General features: G+C 53.0%; 15 protein-coding genes. 9 read left to right on the top strand and 6 right to left on the bottom strand.

Translation table 11 applies throughout. The annotated features are described in order from the left end of the window. Nucleotides 1-41: 41 nt before the first annotated feature. The 4 genes from EXY20_RS11250 to EXY20_RS11230 all read right to left on the bottom strand — a co-directional run bounded on the left by EXY20_RS11250 (nt 42) and on the right by EXY20_RS11230 (nt 3753). Nucleotides 42-920, bottom strand: coding sequence for a M15 family metallopeptidase (locus EXY20_RS11250; RefSeq protein ID WP_135550913.1), 879 nt, complete (start codon nt 918-920; stop codon nt 42-44). Between the two features lie 89 nt (nt 921-1009). Continuing rightward, nucleotides 1010-2023: a polysaccharide deacetylase family protein gene (locus tag EXY20_RS11245; RefSeq protein WP_235885665.1), complete on the bottom strand. Its 1014-nt coding sequence runs from the start codon at nt 2021-2023 to the stop codon at nt 1010-1012. 105 nt (nt 2024-2128) lie between these two features. After that, nucleotides 2129-2968, bottom strand: coding sequence for a helix-turn-helix domain-containing protein (locus tag EXY20_RS11235; RefSeq protein ID WP_135550909.1), 840 nt, complete (start codon nt 2966-2968; stop codon nt 2129-2131). Between the two features lie 38 nt (nt 2969-3006). Continuing rightward, nucleotides 3007-3753, bottom strand: coding sequence for a phytanoyl-CoA dioxygenase family protein (locus tag EXY20_RS11230; RefSeq protein ID WP_135550907.1), 747 nt, complete (start codon nt 3751-3753; stop codon nt 3007-3009). A 327-nt stretch (nt 3754-4080) separates the two neighbouring features. Here EXY20_RS11230 and EXY20_RS11225 point away from each other — a divergent pair, with 327 nt between their 5' ends. Further along, complete coding sequence (locus tag EXY20_RS11225; protein ID WP_235885715.1) at nt 4081-4992, top strand: 6-bladed beta-propeller; 912 nt, start codon at nt 4081-4083, stop codon at nt 4990-4992. A gap of 93 nt (nt 4993-5085) precedes the next feature. On the opposite strand, the gene EXY20_RS11220 is transcribed toward EXY20_RS11225, so the two are convergent. Further along, complete coding sequence (locus EXY20_RS11220; protein WP_135550903.1) at nt 5086-6522, bottom strand: hypothetical protein; 1437 nt, start codon at nt 6520-6522, stop codon at nt 5086-5088. Nucleotides 6523-6961: 439 nt separating this feature from the next. Here EXY20_RS11220 and EXY20_RS11215 point away from each other — a divergent pair, with 439 nt between their 5' ends. The 7 genes from EXY20_RS11215 (at nt 6962) to EXY20_RS11190 (ending at nt 14072) form a co-directional block, all read left to right on the top strand. Continuing rightward, nucleotides 6962-7321 carry a helix-turn-helix domain-containing protein gene (locus EXY20_RS11215; protein WP_135550901.1) on the top strand — a complete coding sequence of 120 codons (360 nt, stop codon included), beginning with the start codon at nt 6962-6964 and terminating at the stop codon, nt 7319-7321. Between the two features lie 2 nt (nt 7322-7323). Further along, a complete protein-coding gene (locus tag EXY20_RS11210) occupies nt 7324-8031 on the top strand; it encodes a zinc ribbon domain-containing protein (protein ID WP_135550899.1) in 708 nt (235 codons plus the stop codon). Between the two features lie 17 nt (nt 8032-8048). Beyond that, a complete protein-coding gene (locus EXY20_RS38860) occupies nt 8049-8210 on the top strand; it encodes a hypothetical protein (RefSeq protein WP_167859166.1) in 162 nt (53 codons plus the stop codon). A 48-nt stretch (nt 8211-8258) separates the two neighbouring features. Further along, nucleotides 8259-9455 carry an S-layer homology domain-containing protein gene (locus EXY20_RS11205; protein ID WP_135550897.1) on the top strand — a complete coding sequence of 399 codons (1197 nt, stop codon included), beginning with the start codon at nt 8259-8261 and terminating at the stop codon, nt 9453-9455. Between the two features lie 144 nt (nt 9456-9599). Beyond that, nucleotides 9600-12014 (top strand): dynamin family protein, encoded by a 2415-nt coding sequence (locus EXY20_RS11200; protein WP_135550895.1) that lies wholly within the window; start codon nt 9600-9602, stop codon nt 12012-12014. Continuing rightward, nucleotides 12011-12997: a diguanylate cyclase regulator RdcB family protein gene (locus tag EXY20_RS11195; protein ID WP_135550892.1), complete on the top strand. Its 987-nt coding sequence runs from the start codon at nt 12011-12013 to the stop codon at nt 12995-12997. The genes EXY20_RS11200 and EXY20_RS11195 overlap by 4 nt, the downstream gene beginning before the upstream one ends. Then, the gene (locus tag EXY20_RS11190) at nt 12981-14072 is read left to right on the top strand and encodes a patatin-like phospholipase family protein (protein ID WP_135550890.1); all 1092 of its coding nucleotides are present in this window, start codon (nt 12981-12983) and stop codon (nt 14070-14072) included. The genes EXY20_RS11195 and EXY20_RS11190 overlap by 17 nt, the downstream gene beginning before the upstream one ends. A gap of 304 nt (nt 14073-14376) precedes the next feature. On the opposite strand, the gene glpX is transcribed toward EXY20_RS11190, so the two are convergent. Further along, complete coding sequence (gene glpX / locus EXY20_RS11185) at nt 14377-15339, bottom strand: class II fructose-bisphosphatase (RefSeq protein WP_135550888.1); 963 nt, start codon at nt 15337-15339, stop codon at nt 14377-14379. A 105-nt stretch (nt 15340-15444) separates the two neighbouring features. Between glpX and gap the strand changes: the two genes are divergently transcribed. Next, on the top strand, nt 15445-16533 hold the full coding sequence (gap, locus tag EXY20_RS11180; RefSeq protein WP_135550886.1) for a type I glyceraldehyde-3-phosphate dehydrogenase: 1089 nt from the start codon (nt 15445-15447) through the stop codon (nt 16531-16533). Nucleotides 16534-16596 lie beyond the last annotated feature (63 nt).

Genomic DNA, 16596 nt, shown 5'->3' with positions numbered 1-16596 from the left:
CGGTCGTTCCGAAAGGGGATGTTTCGCTTTTCAGTTGCTGGTTACTTGTTAACCGGCACCGCGTTGTAATATTCCTCCATAGTGACGCCTTTGGCGGCGATCGCCTTGGACACGTCGACGCCGACGTAACGCAGATGCCACGGCTCGTATTGATAGCCGGTAATGGCGTCTTTGCCTTTCGGATAACGGATTATAAAGCCGTATTCGGTCACGTGCTGGTCGAGCCATTTGGCTTCCTTCGTCGTAGCGAAGCAATCGGTGGCGGCGCATTTGCCGTCCGCGCCCGACACGTCGATCGCCAGCCCCGTTTCGTGTTCGCTTGTGCCCGGGTAGGCGCTGTACTGGCGCGCTTTTTCCAACCCGTCCTGCTTGACGTAGTTGTCAAACAGCGTCTTCTGCGTTGCATAGGAGCGGTAGGCCGATACGCCGGCAAGGGCGATGCCGTCCTTCTTCGCGCCGGCGAACAACGTTTCCAGCGCTGCCGCCGCTTCCTTGCGCATCATTCGTTTCGGCAGCTTCTCGGAGAACGTAAACGCCACGTTCGGATACACAAGATCGGACGGTTCGTATTCTTTGGGCAGCGCATATTGCTTGTTGACCAGCACCGTAATGCTGTCCGGCTTCGCCACCACCTGCAGCGCGTCTTCGCCGCCCGGTTTGGCGGTTGTAGGGCTGGAGGGCGCGGAAGCGGACGGTTTGGCGGATGAAGAAGGCGACGGCGTCTTCGTCGCGCTGCCGGACGGCGAAGGAGACGGCGTGGTTTTCGGCGACGCGCTGGCGGTGGCGCTTGCTCCGGCGGTGGCTCCGGGAGAAGGCGATCCTGTCGTCGCGGCCGAATCGCCGCCTTTGCCGCCGCAGCCGGCGAGCAGCAGCAGGGCGCCGGCCGCCGCCGCGATGACGGCCGTTCGAGCGTAATTCATGAGCGTAAATCCTCCCCTTTGGCGTCGGGCTCGTTCGTAACGATTCCCTTTTAATAGACGGCAAGCCGCCGGGAAAGTTTCGCCGGCGGCTATTTTTCTTTAGCGACGCCGAGCAGCTCGGGAATCGTCACCAGTTCGTAATTCATGCTGCGCAGCTGCGCGATGATCTCCGGCAGCGCCTGCACCGTGCCCGCGAGGTTGCCGGAAGCGCCGGTACCGCTGTGCTGCAGAATGATGCAGCCGGGATGCACGTGGCCGAGCACGTTCGCTTTCACTTGCTCCTTGGTGAGGCCGCGCCAATCCTGGGAATCGACGTCCCAGTTCACCGTCACGTAATGCTGCTCCGCCGCCCACAGCAGCTGATCCGGCCGAATCGCGCCGTAAGGGGGGCGCAGCAGCCGCGGCGCATAGCCGATCAGCGATTGCAGCACTTGTTCGCTCGCCTGCAAGTCGTTGCGATACGCCTCGTCGGACAATTTGGGCAAATAAGCGTGGCGGTTCATGTGATTGCCGACGACGTGACCGCCTTGCACGATGCGCGCGACCATGTCGGGATGCTGCTTCGCCAGCGTGCCGAGCAGGAAAAACGTCGCCTTCACTTTATGCTTGGCGAGAATCGCCAATATTTGCGGCGTGAACCGTTCGTCGGGCGCGTCATCGAACGTAAGCGCCGCTCTGCGGCTGGCGGCCGGTCCGCTGCGAATCAGCAAGCCTGCGGCGCGGGAAGGCTGCTTCTTGCGCGAGCCGGCTTGGGCGGCGCCGGTTTTGGCCGATTGGCGAGCCTCGGCTGTTGCCGCGGGCTTGCGCGACGGTTTCGCCGCGGCGGAAGAGGGCCGGGCGGGAGAAGCGGCAGCGGACGGAGACGCGACGTAAGCCGGCGGAGAGGGGGCCGGGAGCGGGCTAAATGCCGGCGGCGCCGAAGAAGCGAGCGACGATCCGTAAGGCGTCGCCAGCATCGAAACCGGCGAAACCGCAGCCGGCTCCGGCGTCGATGCCTCGGGCGGTGAGGGCCAAACGGCATCGCTCCTTGTCTGGTTGCCGCAGGCGCAGGAAACGAGCAACAGCAGGACGCTTAAGAAGCGGCAGCGGCGGCAGTGAAACATCGTTCGAAAAACCTCCCGGAACGTTCTGGACAAAATGGGTGCTGGCCTTATTTTGCCAACGGCGCCCATTTTTTATGCCGTTAGGGGGAGATGGCGTTGCTTTGGTCAGCCTTTGCGGTAATCGCGCGGGCTGACGCCGGTTTTTTGCTTGAACGCTTTTTCGAAGTGGGGGAGCGAGTGGAAGCCGGAGGCGAAGCAGATGTCGGTGACGGCCAGCGTGGAGGAGCGCAGCAGCGCTTTGGCGAACTGGATGCGCTGCAATTGCAGGAACGATTGAAACGAATAGCCGGTCGCCTTGTGGAAGCATTCGCTGAAATAATGAGCCGACAAGCCGACATGGCCGGCGACCGATTGCAGCGTCAGCTTGTCGCGAAAGTGGTGCTGCATGTACAGCAGCGCCTGTCTGACGGCATACTGCTGCCGGCTTTCCGCCGAAACGGCTTCCGCGGGCGATCTGCCGCTTCTTCTGGCAACGTCGACCAGCATGCGCTCGAGCATGCCCTGGATCACGATCGTCGAACCGAGCTCGCGTTCGACGTATTCGCGATGCAGGCGGAGGTAATCGGCAGTCATGGCGGCGGCTTCGTCACCGGCAAGCGTCAACGTTATAGGTCCGGACTGCGCGGAAACGCCGAATAGCGCCTGCCGCAGCTCCTCCGGAAGCTTATCGGCGGCGAAGATAACGTTGCCGATTTCAAGCGGACAGTCCCGATCCGGATATACCGCGTGAAAATCGGCCGGCGACAGCAGAAACAAGCTGCCCGGCACTAGCGAGAGCGTGCTGCCGTTCAGTTCGTGCCGGCCGGTGCCGGCGATGATGAACGACATTTCGTAAAACTCGTGCCAGTGCAGTTCGGTCGGAGTGGAATTCAGCGTGTGAAAGACGCCGAAGGAGGAGGAGGGCATGTAGACGTCGTTAGTCAATCGTACGGGCTGATCGTTCACCTTCGCTCCTCCTACCTCCGGGGTCTTGACACACGGATTTAAGCGTGTGTCACGTTGGCGTATTTGTTGCCGGCCAGATCGGCGCCGCGCGCCAGCCAGACCGGGTGCGTCGCGTTGCGTTCCGGCACGATGTGCGTATCCGCGGACACATAGCGCATGGTGTAGCCGCAGCGGCGATACGGGCTCGGGTTCGGCTCGGCGCCGTGAATGATGCGCGCGTCGTGAAGCGAGCATTCGCCCGGCTCCAGTTCGAAGTAAACGGCTTTCGATTCGTCGATGTCGCTGGGCCGGATGCGCGTGGCGAACAGATTCGTCGCCTTGTCGACCGACTCGTATTGCGAGAAGCCGTTCGTTTGGCTGCCGGGAATGACGCGCATGCAGCCGTTCTCGCGGTTGCTGCGGTCGATCGCCAGCCAGACGGTGACGATTTTGTCGTACTTGTCGAGCCGGCCGTTCCAGTAAGCGGAATCTTCGTGCCACGGCGTTGCCCGTCCTTTAAACGGATCCTTGCAAATAAAATGGCTGGACCACAGTGTAATGTTCGGTCCGACGATCGGCTGCACCAGGTCGAGCACTTCGTCCGCCAGCAAAAACTCGAGCAGCCGCTCGTCGCGCATATGCGGCACGTCCAGTTCGTCCGAAAGCTTCTTTCCTTTGGCGGCCAGATGCTCTTCGAAAATCGAAGTCAGCCGTTCCATGCGTTCCTGCGAAAACAGCGGCTTGTTGTAAATCGTATAGCCGTCCGTTGAGTATTGCTTGATCTGCTCTTGCGTCAATTGGCCCATGATGGGGTTCCTCCCGGATAGCGGTTTTGGTTGTTCGCTTGCTTGATCCCACTATAACCGGATGCCGCCGATCGTGTCTGCTCGTATGTTCGGCAATATGACGCATATGTTCCGATCCTGCTCCCAAAGTGGAGCGGAGGCCGATTGAAGAGCGGCATTAACCTTACTATACCAGGATTCGCTCGTAGATATCCAGATGCATCTTATTTTCGGCATTGGCAACCATAGCAGATTCGACTACAATGAGTAAGGGAATGGGCAAATACATACCTGTCGCGGGATCGCCGGATCGCCGGGCAGGCAATGGAGGAGGAAATCGTCGTGTACATGGGAAATAGCACGCGGGTATATGAAATTGCGGAAGGCTGGGCGAAGCTTCCGGACCACATCAAATTCGGGTATACGCACGGCATCGAGATTGACAGCAACGACAACGTATATGTGTTCCATACGGAGAAACATCCGGTTGTCGTGTTCGACCGGGACGGCAATTTCGTACGTTCGTTCGGCGACGATTTGTTCGACGGCGGCGCGCATGGCTTTTATCTGCATGTCGAGAACGGCCAGGAAGTGTTCTACACCACGGACGTCAAGAAATGCCAAATGGTGAAAATGACGCTGAACGGCGAAGTGCTGCTGACAATCGGCACGCCGGACTTGCCGAACATTTACGACAGCGAGAAGCGCTTCGTGCCTACCGATGTGTGCGTCGGCCCGAACGGCGACATCTATATCGCCGACGGCTACGGCCAGAGCTGGGTTCATCAATATACGGCGGCAGGCGATTACATTCGCTCGTGGGGCGGCAAAGGCAAAGGCCCGGGCGAATTGGCGTGCCCGCACGGCATCTCGATCGACACGCGCAGCGGCGAACCGGAAGTGTACGTCGCCGACCGCGGCAACAACCGGATCCAGGTGTTTACGCTCGAAGGCGAGCTCAAGCGGATCGTCACGAACGATATCGACTATCCGGACAATTTCTATTTCTTCGGCGACGAGCTGTATTTCCCCGACCTTCACAGCCGCGTCACCATCTTCGACAAGAACGACAAGCTGATCTGCCATCTGGGCGAAGACCAGCAAGCTTACAAGCAACAAGGCTGGCCTAACTTGCCGCCGGAATGGTACCGCGTCGACAAGTTCAGTTCGCCGCACGGCATCTGCGTTGACAAGCGCGGCGACGTTTATGTTGCCGAGTGGACGATCAACGGCCGCGTGACGAAGCTGGTTCGTCAGTAACTTGCAAGGCGCCTCAAGCAAGGCTGCCCCGAAGCCATTCAATGGCCGGGGCAGCTTTTTGTGCGTTTACGGGTCGACAGCGGGGACAAACCGCTACAAGTTGTCGATAAGATTATCGACGTCGTAGCACCCGAGATCCCCCGGCTTAATCCGGGCGAACCGTTTGAATGCATTGTCGAACGCCTCGAAAGGTTCGGTCAGCATACGGGCCGAGTTGATCGTGCGGCTGCTGCCCGGGCGCGCCAGCTGTCGCCACGCGTCACGAAACAGCTTCCCCTTGGTGTACGCTTTATTGATGTTGTATACCCACTGGTAGACAAGAGAAAACGTCCGGTCGGACGCGGCCGGGAATGGAGCGGTCGACGCTTCGTAAGGCGGGCTGGACAACAACTGGGCCGCATCTTCCCCCGTCTTGCGCATCAACGCCACAAGCACGAGCCGTTCCTTCAACCGCGCCAATTCGGCTTCGTCTCCCGGCTCCGCGGTCTGCTTCAGAACCATCGCGGCAACACCGAAACAGGAGACGGCTTCCTTGATTTTATCTCTTACGAAAGCTTTCAACGCCACCTCAATAGTAATGAGAAGCGAGATATACAGCGCCGCGCGACCTTCTCGGGCCTCATCGATATCGTCCATTTCCGCTTCGAAATCTTCGTACATTATGTCGGGTATGGCGTAGTCGTCGAGAAAGTTAAACGGCAGCTTTCCCGGTCCTTCCACCAGCTTGTCGAACAACATCCGTCTGATTTCCGGACTTTTCACCAGCGTCAGCAATCCCGTCAACTTCACGATCAGCTCGCCGTTGCGCTTACGGTCGGGATCGGCCAACAGGCCGGAGGCTTCGATTTTGGCGCTTGCATAATGCAAATAGACGGGATGCAGCTCGCTTTCGTAGCGGCGCAAATCTTCGGCAATGCGCTGGTTGGCCGCTACATCCTTGAGAACGGCACGGAATGTTTCGTACTGCTGCAGCATCCGTGTTCGGCGATTGCCGGACAACACATCATTCGGGTGGGGGTGCAAATATTGATCCTGCTTTACGTAATGCGCGAAGAAACGAAAAGCGGCGGCGGATTTGCCGCCCTGCTTGTACCAGTTGCGTTTGACGCTGTCGAGCGCAGCGGCCGACTCCGGCTCGTCGAGGTTGAACGGCATGCCGTCGAACAGACGCTTCAGCGCCTGCTCGCGCGCGCGTTCCGGCAACGTGGATAAGGACACGTTCGCTTGCTCTCCGTAACCCGCGTCATTCAGATACAGAATCGCATTTTCGTACGCGTGCAAATAAGCCGTCGAATCAAGATAGACCATTTCCTCCAGCAGATCGCCAAGCGGGTATCCGAGAACAGTATGGTCATAGTACATCAGCATCAGATCGACTTGCCTGGCCGTCAGCTGCCGCAGCTCCTCGTAAAGCGAATGCAGCGCATACCGTTTGGCTGCCGCCGCCAGCGCCGCGTCGTCCAACTCCAAGTACTTGCACACGTAATCGAATGGTCTGCCCACATCAATCGCTGCGAGCAAACGATCCACCGACCAGGAACTCCCAATCTTAGTAAAGTCAAACTGAAAATCAAATTGCCAAAACAGATGGCGCCGCAATGATTTGCTTCTTCGCAAACGAAACCCCTCCCGTACTCATCTGCGAATCAAAGTGTGGCGAAATGGTGACATTTTGTCGTGCGGTTTATGGCGAAAGATGCGAAAAATTTGTCCAAATGGTGAACGCGTCGTCAGTTTCGGCTTGCTGTTCCGCGTTGTGGCGCCACCCGCGGCAGCGGCAGGTCGCTTGTCCGGACGCATGACCGCCGGACAGACGTTCCCGAGCCCTATGATACACTATCTCCGGGCCTACGAATAGTGACGATCGTGACGAAAATCATCCCGAATCAGGACGATCATCTGTGGGGAAAAGTCGATTCCTGCACTATGATGGAACGAAGAAAAGGAAAAAATAGGCGGTGAGGAGGATATGAACCCGAATGAGGCGCTTATGGGCCAAAAGATTCGCAGATTGCGCAAGAGGCTGGGGTGGACCCAGGAAGAACTTGCTTACCGGGCGCAAATCGACGCCTCTTATTTGGGGCAGATCGAACGCGGCGAACGCCGCTCGCCCACGGTTCGCATTATCGGCAAAATTGCCGATGCGCTTTCCGTGGACAGCAGCGTGCTGCTGCAGCGCGTCGAAGCCGAGCCAGCGGATGATGACAACGATCCAATCGAGCCAGCCAACATTCCGGAGCGCATTGCGCTGGAACTGGGAAGCGTAAGCCGGGGCGAACAGCTCGTTTATTACCGCATCTTCAAGCTGCTGCGGAACTTGAAGCCATAACCATGTCTGGTGTCGCACAAAACAATCAAAGGGGAAATGGAGGAGGAATATTGAACTGCTCTAAATGTGAGGCGCCAAACGACAATGCTGCGAAGTTTTGCAATAGCTGTGGAACCGCGTTATCTGCAGATAAAGTTTCACAGCTCGGAAATGCGGAATTTCCCACTGCTATCATGCCCCAAAAGAAGCGAGGCGGTTGTTTAAAGTCTCTGCTATTTATAGTTGGAATTATTTTTGGGATATTTATTTTTATTGGCATTTTTGCCAGTGATGATGAGTCTCCTCAGGAACAAGAGAGTACTCCAGGCATAACGGAAGGCGGAAAGGGAGGTCAATCAGCCAATTCAACGAAAGAGCCGATTAATCTGGAACAGTTTCAATCGGAAGCTGCATCTTACCCCTACAAGGAGTTGGCCCGAAACCCGAAGGAGTACATGGATCAAAAAGTCGTGTACAGAGGCGAAGTCATTCAAGTCATGGAATCCGGCAACAATATCGTCTACCGAATCAATGTAACGAAAAGTGAGTTCGGATATGACGACACTGTATATGTGACTTACAAAAGAGGAAAAGACGAGCCGCGCATTCTGGAAGATGACATCGTCACATTCTGGGGTGTGTCCAAAGGGTTGAAAACGTATCAATCCACCTTGGGAGGGCAAATCACGATTCCACAAGTAAACGCAGTTGCGATCAATCTTAACCGATAATAAGGAGGACTAAGACAATGAAGATCATTGGGATTTTGCTTGTCGTCGTGGGAGTAATCGGAATCATATTAGGCGGAATGATGGTTGGCGATATTGGGATAGCGGCCATGATCGGAGCGATTACTGCTGTGTTATCAGGTGTTGGCTTCTTGCTTATGAGTAAGAAAACGACATCCTGAAGCAGGGTTTAATGGTAATAGCGTATTCATATTACGAGGAGGTTCAATATGCCTGTTTATAAAAAGCTGATTCCATTATTCCTGGCTATAATGCTATTCTTTAGCGTAACGCCTGTAACCCATGCCGAGAATGTCAGCCAGATTATTGGCAATAACAATACCGTTGTATTTATGGATGTTACGGACGATTACGATTGGGCGAGAGAAGCGATAGACTATTTTGCAAAAACAGGAATCATCAATGGGGTTGCCGAAGGCAAATTCGCTCCGGAGGAAAAGGTTACGCGTGAGCAATTCACCAAAATGTTGGTATTAACCTTCCAAGCTTCATTGACTACCCCTGCCGAGCCGACCTTTTCTGACGTTCCCGCGGACAAATGGTCATATCCATATATTGAAGTATCCAAGGACTTTTTAACAGGCTACGCGAACCCATTCGGCGGGAAGATGGCGTTTCACCCCGAAGAGGCGGCATCACGCGAAGATATTGCGGTTGCCTTGATCCGAATGATGGGTTTGACTGATCGCGACGTGGAAAATCCCCAGTATGCTCAATATATTTTCAGGGATGCAGGGGACATCTCGCCTGGACTTGCGAAGTACGTAAGCATTGCGGCTGAGCGCGGATTAATCAATAGATTTGAAGACGGCACCTTCCGACCGACCCAAAGCATTCCTCGCGCGGAATGCGTAGTGTTATTAAACCGAGCTACGAAACAAGCGGTTTCCTCGGCAATGGAGGAATTGGGGGTATCGGCTGTCATTATACCCGGGAACAACCCCGCCGAAGTTACTCTTTCCATAAAAGCAGAAGAAGGCACAAGGATCACGGTTGACGGCAAAACAGTCATCATGGACCAAATGGGGAATGGGTACGTTGGCGGCATGGTTCCGTTTACATTCGAACAAGAAGGCAGCAAAACATTTAAACTGGAGGCCGCAAAAGGTTCAAAAAGAAAAACACAGGATATCGTGGCCACCTATAAAATAGACGCTCCAAGCCTCACCATCGATCCGATGCCTGAGCGAACAACCTTGAAAACATTAAGCATAACCGGCCGTGCGACAGATACCAATGACAGCTCTCCAAAAATTTACATGAACGGTGAATACGTCGACTACTCCTCATTTCGCAGAACGGTAACTCTGAATGAGGGAGAAAATGTGCTTACCTTCAAGGCCGTTAATAATATGAACAAGGAGTCGGAAACGGTCACGAAGACGGTGTACGGGCAGTTTAAATAATTTCTAATCCATGCCAGGGGGGCAGGATATTACCACCGCACGTCGAATAGGACTGTGCGGTGGTTCTTTAGGCTTACGCAACCCTCTTCACCGAAGCCTATAATACAACAAAATCGGACAGAGTCGGCCTGGGAGGAAAACAGGATGAGCGTGATGTATGCTAGCACAATTATTGCTGTTAGCGAGGAAGTTCTTAGACTGCTAGCCAACCAACATGATTTAGTCACTGAACTCCTTAGAGATGGGAATATTCTCAAGGATGACAGCGACCGGCAAGCGCGTTCCGTTGATCGCAAAACAGCTGAATTTTGGCGCAAAACATTGGAAGACGAGAAAGCGAAAGTAGAAGGGTTAGAATTGACTTTAGCCGTTGTTGGGACAATGAAGGCGGGTAAATCCACTTCCATTAATGCAATTATTGGCCAAGAAGTTCTGCCTAATCGCAATCGTCCTATGACAACGCTGCCTACGGTTATTAGGCATAAGGTGGGACAAGATGAGCCTCATCTTACATTCTTAAAGCCCGAGCCATTTAATCGCGCGATTTTACGAATAAAGCAAGAACTGTCGAAGATGAGCGGCGATGAGAGAGCTGAGTTGCCTATAAACTCCTCGGAAGATGGCAAACTATTAATTGAAGATATTTTATCAGATCGCTTGAGTACGTTGAAGTCGTCATACATAGGAACTGCAGGTGTCTATTCCTTCCTGAAGTCGATCAATGATATATCGAGAATGTGTGATCCAAAAAACTTGAACTTGCCCTCTCCATTGACCGAATATACTTCGATCCGGGAATTTCCTACGATTGAAGTAGAGTTTTTCCATTTAAAGGGTAAAAAACAGCAAGTAGCCGGTCAGCTATCTTTGATTGATACGCCTGGACCAAATGAAGCCGGTCAAGTGCATCTTCGCGGGATCCTGGAAGAACAGCTGCAAAAGGCGTCAGCCGTACTCGCTATATTGGATTACACGCAGCTTAATTCCGAAGCTGATGCCGAAGTGAGAAGGGCGATTGAACAGGTAGCGAAATATTCCCGTGACAGATTGTTCGTGCTCGTCAACAAGTTTGACCAAAGAGATCGTAACTCGATGGACGAAAAAGAAGTAAAACGTTATGTAAGTGGAGAATTGTTTGACCATGAGTTGCCTATTGAAAGGGTATTTCCGGTTTCTAGTCAGTTAGGTTATTTGGCTAATTTCGCACTGAATGAGATTTCCACTAAGGGCAAACTCCCAGACCCTGATACAGCAGAATGGGTAGAAGATTTCGGACAAAGAGCGCTTGGAGTGGATTGGGAGGAAGACCTCGAAGATGTAGAGCGGCTTAAATCAAGTGCGGAGCGAATATGGAAGAGGAGCATGATGCTCGAACCTCTTGAAGAAGTAATTGGCAAAGCCTATGCTGAAGCAGCGCTGATTGCATTGAAGTCGGCTGTTGAAAAGATGAACCACTATGATGAAAGAATAGTGGAATATTTGCAAATGAGAGACCGCAGCATTCATATTGACATTAAAACGTTGCAAAGCTTCATTAGTGGGCTTGAAAAAGATATTGCCCGTATTGAGAAAACGAAAAAAGAAGCCGATTCGATTTCGACAGCTGCTTTACAGCAGCTTCGCACAAAAACAAACAGTATATTTGACCAAGGTAATAAAACATTAACGAAATTGATTGAGACTTTGTTCAACGAGGGAAAGCGGCTAGAAATGAAACGGAATCAGATCGAACTAGCTAATAAACAGAACAAGGAAAAGTGGGTGGGGCTTCGTTTTTTCAAAGAATTCCCTTCGGATGCTAACGATATCTATATCAATATTGCGAAAAACGGGAAAAATGTGTTTTCAAGCAAACGTGAAGCGAATGAATTTCTGGATAAGATTGATGAAGCCATCCGTGCGGATGTCGGTCATTTATCCAACGACATCCAAAACATGGTTAACGAATCCGTTCAGCAGATGGAAGCTGAATTGCAGAAGCGGATCGATCATAATGTGTCGGCCGTTCTGGAGCACGCGGCGCAAACCTTGAACGATGCATTCGATCTGAAAATCTCTTTTAAACAAAAGACAATTACACCGATCAAAGTAGAATTTGATCAAATAACAAACAACTCAATTGAGGAAAAGAATGTTGAGAAAACGAAAACGAGATATGAACGAAAATGGTACACATTATGGCTGAGGGAACATGAGGTAAGCTATACCGTTTATGAAGATGAGTTTCATATCGATACGAAAAAAATAGGTGCTGATGTACTTAAAGAGTTGAACACATCCCAAAAGAAATTACAAAAAGATTTGGAGAAGTATGTATCGCAGGAACTGGGAAGTAATTTGACTGCCTATTTCGATGAATTAAAGCTTTATCTTGATAAATTCCGCGGCAACTTACTGGATGGAGTTAAGGACAAGCAGGAGAAAGAGGAAACTTTGGGAAAGTTATCGGCGGCTTTAAAGACATTTCTTGACGTAGCGAGTGTTCACCAACAGGATCTTGATTTTGTTGGCGAGGCGCTAATGCAGGAAATTCGAAAGAAAGAGGGAAGCTTGGTATGAAAGAAGCCGCCGAATCTGCAGTTGCTGAATCTATTATTGAGGATAATGAAATATGCGATTTGCTCAGGGACATTCCTGTTTTGCAAGATAAAATGATTATTGATTTGGTGAATGGTCTGGAAGTTGCTCGCGAACATATTGGAGTCAGGAACCAAAGGAATCATAGCATAACAAGCCGGGCATGGGATGCCCTTACCGGAAGGGCGGCGAGAAGGCAACAGCACATCGATCAGAATATAGCTGAAGGTCTGCGAACGACTGCAATGTGGCTTGAAAACCTTCAGGTTGGACAAATCCAGACTGACCGTGCGCTTACCTATGTATCGAACAAACTGCTTGAGACCAGGAACGGTGTGCAAAAGTTGGTTTATAAACATTTGGAGTTGAAAGCAACGCTTGAGCTTCTGGATGAGCGATTGTTGATGTACCAACAACGCACTAACGCACTTCAAGATGAGGTGCGCTCCATAGGCTTGCGGTTAAGTGCCAAAAACCATATGGACAAAGAATTTGACAAGTGGGAAGCAGGGGGTTATAAAAAGTTCGCGCCGTTAACCCAAATGATGCTTGTGCTCGAAGCATTGAATTGGGGGAGCTTTGGCAAGTATGACAAAGAAAATCCGGAGTTCAGAGAGCAAGTATATGATAAATGTTGCATCGTGTTGGCGAATCGCGAAGGTATAAATGATAGGCATTTACCAACCGCAGAGTGGCTCACGCCTGTTGCGAAGGAGAAAGATGTTCATAAGAAGATGTTTGCCTTTTTCTTCGATACTGAGCTGGCACCCATGCAAAACGTCGTTTCCCGAATCATGCAACAGGATATGCGGAACTGCGATCTTGAGGAGTTAATCAAAACGACACTTCTGGAGAAAAGCAAAGTGATTCCACTTATTTATTCCAGCAAAAGATTGAGCGAGCGATTGTTGACTGAGTCAAGAACCCGATTGGAGCTCGAGGGACAATATGCCGAAGGATTTTGAACGGTTCGGATTGGTGCTTTCAGGTGGCGGTGCGCGAGGAGCTTATGAGGTTGGTGTAGCGCGGTATATGAAAGAGCACGGATTAACTCCTGCCGCCTATGCCGGAGCAAGCATCGGGGCTTTGAATGCTGTCTTTCTGGCAACCGCTTCATCGTTTGAAGAAGGGGTCAATCGTATGGAGGAGGTGTGGCTGACCCTTGAAGCCGATGATGTACTTCGAGTGAACAATCAATTTATCATTTATGGATTTCTGTTGGTAAGCTTCAAAAAAATGTTGATCAACCATCCTGGTCTGGCCATTTTGGAGAGCATGTTAAAATATATCCCAACAGAATGGAAGCATCTTGAGCGAGTCGGGCAACTTGTGAGCGAGAATCCGATCTCTAAAAAGCTGAAAGAAGGCTTGCTGGATAACAGCTTTCTACAACAATTATTGGGAGAAGAACTGGGTATACAAGAGTTGGATGCTGCTCCTATGGTGTGGATTTCAGCCTACGAAAGCCGCGGAACAGCGAGAGATGTACTGGAGTACGCTCTTGCAGGGGTTGGAGTCAAAGATACAAGGGATTCTCATTATTTCCTCCTGAACAAGTTGCCTGCCGAACAACGTCTTTCTGTAGTGCTTTCCAGTGCTGCGATTCCTGTTGTCTATGGAAGTCAAGTGGTGCAAGGTAAACGATATGTTGACGGGGGATTAGGCGGTGCGATGACTTCAAAAGGAAATACACCTATTAAGCCTTTAGTAGATGCAGGATATAGTAATTGCATCGTTGTTAATCTTTCCGACGGATCGTTCTTTAACAGAAATGACTTTCCAGGCACAACAATTATTGAGGTCCGTCCCCAGCATTCGCTCCATCCGAATGGATTTTTATCAAGTATGTTTAATTTTCGCCGCGAGCGAATCCAGGAATTAATTGAGCAAGGATACGAGGATGCCAAGCGTTGTATCGGAGATGCATTAACTGCCGTCAGGTTAGTTCATCGAGGAAGAACCGTTGCTGAGGAGCGCGACAATGCTCTTGCTCGTATGGAAGGTGACGGATTTGCTAAAACGATGCATTTGTTGGATTGATGGCGGACAAAGATCAGAACAACTCCATCGATGCTCCAATTGCGAGGTTTCCCCGGCATGTCGCGTACGGTAAATGCCAGACTGACAACTTGTGTCTGAGAAAAGGTGGGGGCGTGGCTGAGTTGTCCAAAGGCAACTGCAGGTGGAATACGGGCAAGCGGCGCACAAAAACCGTGAGAGCAATGCTCCCACGGTCATTTCAGAAAGGTTCGGTTACCGAATCTGTCTGCATCCGCTTATTGGCTCCGCCTCAGGTTTGACATGAAAACTTACCTTTGCACGCGTGACCTGCAGGCTGGCATCGTTACACGAGCAGCGGCTTGTTCGGCAAGTAATGAAGTGAGCGAATGAAGCGGATCGTGCGCGTTTTGGCACGCATGACGAGCGAATGCGTTTCCGCCCGCTGGTCGGGCAAGTAGCGCACGCCGCCGAGAAAATCGCCCGGCGTAATGCCGGTCGCGGCGAAAATAACGTCTTCGCGACCGATCATATCTTCCATCGTCAGCACGCGGTGCGGATCGGTGATGCCCATCGAGGCGCAGCGATCGAGCTCGGACTGATCGGCCGGCATCAGTCTGCCTTGCAGTTCTCCGCCCAGGCAGCACAGAGCCGCCGCCGCGAGTACGCCTTCCGGCGCGCCGCCCGATCCGACGTACAAGTCGATGCCCGACTCGGGGAACGCCGGCGCAATCGCTCCGGCGACATCGCCGTCGCTAAGCAGCTTGATGCGCACGCCGACACGGCGAAGCGTGCCCATAATATCGGCATGCCGCTTGCGGTCGAGAATCGAAACGGTCAAGTCGGCAATATTTTTATGCAGGAGCGCCGCCGCTTTCTCCAGCGTGACGGTGAGCGGGTCGGCGAGACTCAGCTTGCCGCGCAGTGCCGGCCCGAACGCCAGTTTCTCCATATACATGTCCGGCGCATGAAGCAAATTCCCTTTGTTCGCCACCGCGATGACGGCAAGCGCATTGTTGAGCCCTTTGGCGACAAGCTCCGTTCCTTCCAGCGGATCGACCGCCACATCGACTTCCGGGCCTTCGCCGTTGCCGACTTCTTCGCCGATGTACAGCATCGGCGCCTCGTCCATTTCGCCTTCCCCGATCACTACTGTTCCTTTGATCGACACCGAATCGAACATGGCCCGCATTGCCGCCGTCGCCGCAGCGTCCGCTTCGTTCTTCTCCCCGCGTCCCATCCATCTTGCCGACGCCAGCGCCGCCAATTCCGTCACGCGTACGATTTCCAGCGACAATTCCCTTTGCATGCCGATTCCTCCAGTAACATGAATGATTAGTATAAATATGACGTACTAAATCGGGTTAAAAATAATTATTGTGTCATAAATAATAATATGATATACAATAAATAAATGCAAGGCCGAAAGCCACATTTTGGGGAGGAATGGTTGGTGACGACGATCGGTATCAACGGCATGGGACGTATCGGCCGGCTGCTGCTGCGGCGGGTTTTCGCCTCCGCCCGGCAGGAGCTGCGCATTGCTGCCGTCAATTGTTTGCACCCGACAGCAACGCTGGCGCACTTGTTGAAATACGATACGGTGCATGGCAGATGGGAGGCGGAAATCCGGGCGGAGGAAGGAGCCGTTGTCATCGACGGTATCCGGGTGCCGGTAATCGCCGAGCCGGATCCGGCGCAATTGCCGTGGCGGCAGCTTGGCGTTTCCCTCGTTATCGATGCCACAGGCAAGTTTACGAAACGCGCCGATGCGGACAAACACCGGATCGCCGGCGCTGCCAAGGTGATCGTTTCGGCGCCGGGCAAAGGGCTTGATTTGACGGTGGTCATGGGCGTCAATGACAACAAGTATGCGCCGGCGCGCCATCATTTGCTGTCCGCCGCATCGTGCACGACGAATTGCGCCGCTCCGGTGCTGCATATTTTGGACGAGGCGTTCGGCATCGAACGCGGCTGGCTGACAACGGTGCACGCGTATACGAACGACCAGAACCATGTCGACAACCCTCACCGCGACTTGCGCCGGGCGCGGGCATGCGCGCAGTCGGTCATCCCGACGTCGACCGGCGCCGGGCAGGCGATCGGCGAAATCATTCCGCACCTCGGCCCGCTCTTGTCGGGCATTTCGCTGCGCGTTCCGGTTGCGAACGTGTCGCTGCTCGATTTGACGGTCGAACTGCGGCGCGAAGTGGAAACGGCCGAGGCGGCCGAAGTGTTGAAACAAGCGGCCCGCGGCCGATTATCGGCGATCGTCGATTATAGCGAAGAGCCGCTCGTATCGAGCGACTACAACGGCTGCGACAAATCGGCGGTCATCGACGGCTTGTCGCTGATGGCGTCGGGCCGGCAGCTGAAAGTGCTCGCCTGGTATGACAACGAATGGGCTTATGCATGCCGCGTGATCGACCTGGCTCGCACCGTAGCCGCAGCCGGCATCGCCGGACAGGCGAGCGAACCGATCCGTAACCCTGCAGCCGTGTAGAAAAACGCCTATGGCCATGCCGTGCATGGCGCAGCGCAACGATACGATACGCCGTCAAGGCGG

It is taken from the genome of Paenibacillus cymbidii (assembly GCF_004764705.1).
In the GTDB taxonomy this organism is placed as follows: Bacteria; Bacillota; Bacilli; order Paenibacillales; family NBRC-103111; genus Paenibacillus_AN; species Paenibacillus_AN cymbidii.
This window is presented reverse-complemented; position numbering and strand designations above follow the sequence as displayed.